Annotated in this window: 4 protein-coding genes; all 4 read right to left on the bottom strand. The window is 57.5% G+C overall.

Annotated features, from left to right (window positions below):
- Positions 1-118: 118 nt before the first annotated feature.
- On the bottom strand, positions 119-448 hold the full coding sequence (locus tag RMO15_RS13165) for a hypothetical protein (protein WP_309713248.1): 330 nt from the start codon (positions 446-448) through the stop codon (positions 119-121).
- 128 nt (positions 449-576) lie between these two features.
- Positions 577-1,197: a DUF6483 family protein gene (locus RMO15_RS13160; protein WP_309713245.1), complete on the bottom strand. Its 621-nt coding sequence runs from the start codon at positions 1,195-1,197 to the stop codon at positions 577-579.
- A gap of 9 nt (positions 1,198-1,206) precedes the next feature.
- Complete coding sequence (locus RMO15_RS13155) at positions 1,207-1,998, bottom strand: ABC transporter permease (RefSeq protein ID WP_309713242.1); 792 nt, start codon at positions 1,996-1,998, stop codon at positions 1,207-1,209.
- A gap of 37 nt (positions 1,999-2,035) precedes the next feature.
- The coding region (locus RMO15_RS13150) for a hypothetical protein (protein ID WP_309713239.1) at positions 2,036-2,334 on the bottom strand (299 nt) is incomplete at its 5' end.

Raw genomic sequence — 2,334 nt, 5'->3', positions numbered from 1 at the left:
CTGGAAAAGCGCCGCCAAACGCTACTGGCCGAAGAAGCCCGCTATGACTTCGACCCAGGTGCCCGTGACGCCGACTTTGAAACGCTGAAGGGGATTGCGGCACGGTAAACGTGGGGGATTACCGGACGCGTTCGCCGCAGTCGGGGCAGCGTGCGAAGTCGTCGGGGACGATATGGCCGCAGCGGTGGCAGTAGGCTTGATCCGGCTCGTAGTCAGCAGCTTCGGGCTGGATGTCTTCTGGCAGGGGTGAGTCCCAGAGCTTGTTGAGGTCATACGGATCGCCCATTTCTTTCTTGACTTGCCAGGCTTGCCACGCGGCTGCAACCAGCCCCACACTGCCAAATAACAGGCCAAAGTAGTGAGCATCCTTGCCAAAGCTAACAAGAAAGCCAGAGCCTGCCAGAATCAGGGAGGCAATTACCCCCGCCCACTGCCGGAAGAACTTCACTTTATTTTCTCCACCACAAAGCCCACAAAAAAAATACTCGAAAAGAAAAAACGAGCACGATGCGCCATGATGAAATTGTACCAGAACCCATCCCCCCAGCCCCCTTCCCTGTTCCAAGAAAGGGAGAGTTAGAGCTCCGCGAGTGCGGTCTTGATTTCATCACGAGGCAGACCACCGGCTTCTAGCTCATGATCGGGAAGCTCTAGCAGACGCAAGTAGAACTCACGGGCACCGTCCGCGGCATGGTCAATGTGGCTATCTTGCAGATGAAAGTGGTAGTTCTCGGCGCGATCATAGTAGCTCAGCGACTCCATGGCGCGCGCGGCTTGTCGCAGAATATGCGCCGTGCGATCCGTGGACTCTACTTCCGTGAGAAGCGCCTCGAACTCTGCCAGAAACTCCGAGGAGCGCAGTGACGACTCCAAGGCGAGGGCTTCGGCGTAGAGCAGGAGCGCTTTTCGGCGTGCCACACGCCCCTGTAGCGGCTCCGCTTTGGCGCGCTGGAGCAGAAACTGCGCCGCGACAAAAGCATTACCTGCCGTACGGGTTCGATCGCCGCCTGAGAACATTCCCAGGAGCGAGGTGTCGTCCAGGCGGAGGAGCGTGTCTAAGTCTAGCCCTGTGAGATTCTTGCACGATGTCCCGAGGCGCTTGACAACATCTTCCTTAGTGAGTTCAATCCCAAAGATCGCCGCCAGCGCCTGGGAGAGGCCCTCGATCTGCTGCTGCACAAAGCCTTTTCGGAGCATGAGATTAGACTAGCCGCCTTCTTCGCGCGGGACATACTCGCGAGTGCTAAAGCAAAACAGTGCGAGCCCGAGGGAGAGAGTTGTGAGAATACTGACCGTCACCCAGGCAATGGTCGGCGTGATCGCCAGCGGATTGGCACGGAGCAAGATATTGGAGACATCCTCGCCTCCCTCGCTCGCCCCGACGACCTCTTTGAGATGCGGAGCCAGTACGCGTAGGTAGGACAGGACGGAGAGTCGGGCAAAACCGCTCGGAAAGAGAGCGGCGATATTCTCCCAGCCAAAGCCGTAGAGCAGCGCCCAGATCAGGGGCTTTGTCATCAGGGTCGCAAAGAATAGAAAGAGCGAAGAGTACGCCAGCGCCCCCACCGGAATAATCTTCAGGTCGGAGACAATGCGTCCCCACTCCGGTTTCATCCCATAAACAGCAAAGCCAAGCAGAATCACCGACAGAGAGACGGTAATTGTAATCCCTGCCCAGGCCCCGATGAGCTTCATCAGAAGCAAGCGCCAGCGGGGAATGGGCCGGGTAAGAAGATAGACGATTGTCCTTCCTTCAATCTCCGCTGAGAGCGCCCCCGTCCCGTAGATCACCGAGAGGATCGTGAGCGTGAAGCCAAAGACAAAGTAGGCCGCCAGCGTGTTGTAGGCTTCCGCTGGATCGAAGCGGTCACCTGGTGTCACCGCACGCCAGACAATCGCCGCCAGTGCGGGGAGCAGAAGCATTAAGAGCGCCGTTGCCAGTCGCTTAGGCTTGAGGGCTTCCAGCAGCGAGGTTTTCAGGATAAAGAGATCGGCCATATTAGGGGTAGTATACCTTTCGAAAAGCCCGCCACACTCAGGGAATCGCGTCCACGCGCACAGAACCGTAGTGCAGCACCTTGGGAGTGTCAACGCCATGAAGAATTAAGTGGCGCGAGGTGCGCCACTCTAGGCACGTCTTTTCGGGGGTACACCCCACCCCAAAGCTGGAATCCAGCCGCAGAAAGTTCCAGCGCGGTGTGATCCAGAAAGAGACTTCCCCGTTACGAACCAGAATACGTGCCGCATACGCTCCATCCGGCGAGGGCTGAATGGTATCTAGAGTGGCGTACTTGCCGCCGATAAACATAAGCCACACTAGCGATGACACATAGA

Origin of the sequence: Armatimonas sp. (assembly GCF_031410135.1) — a bacterium.
Classification (GTDB): Bacteria; Armatimonadota; Armatimonadia; order Armatimonadales; family Armatimonadaceae; genus Armatimonas.
This window is presented reverse-complemented; position numbering and strand designations above follow the sequence as displayed.

Excerpts from the sequence above, each read along its gene's own strand:
- RMO15_RS13160 (WP_309713245.1), bottom strand. The coding sequence starts at position 1,197 with ATGCTCCGAAAAGGCTTTGTGCAGCAGCAGATCGAGGGCCTCTCCCAG.
- RMO15_RS13155 (WP_309713242.1), bottom strand. The coding sequence starts at position 1,998 with ATGGCCGATCTCTTTATCCTGAAAACCTCGCTGCTGGAAGCCCTCAAG.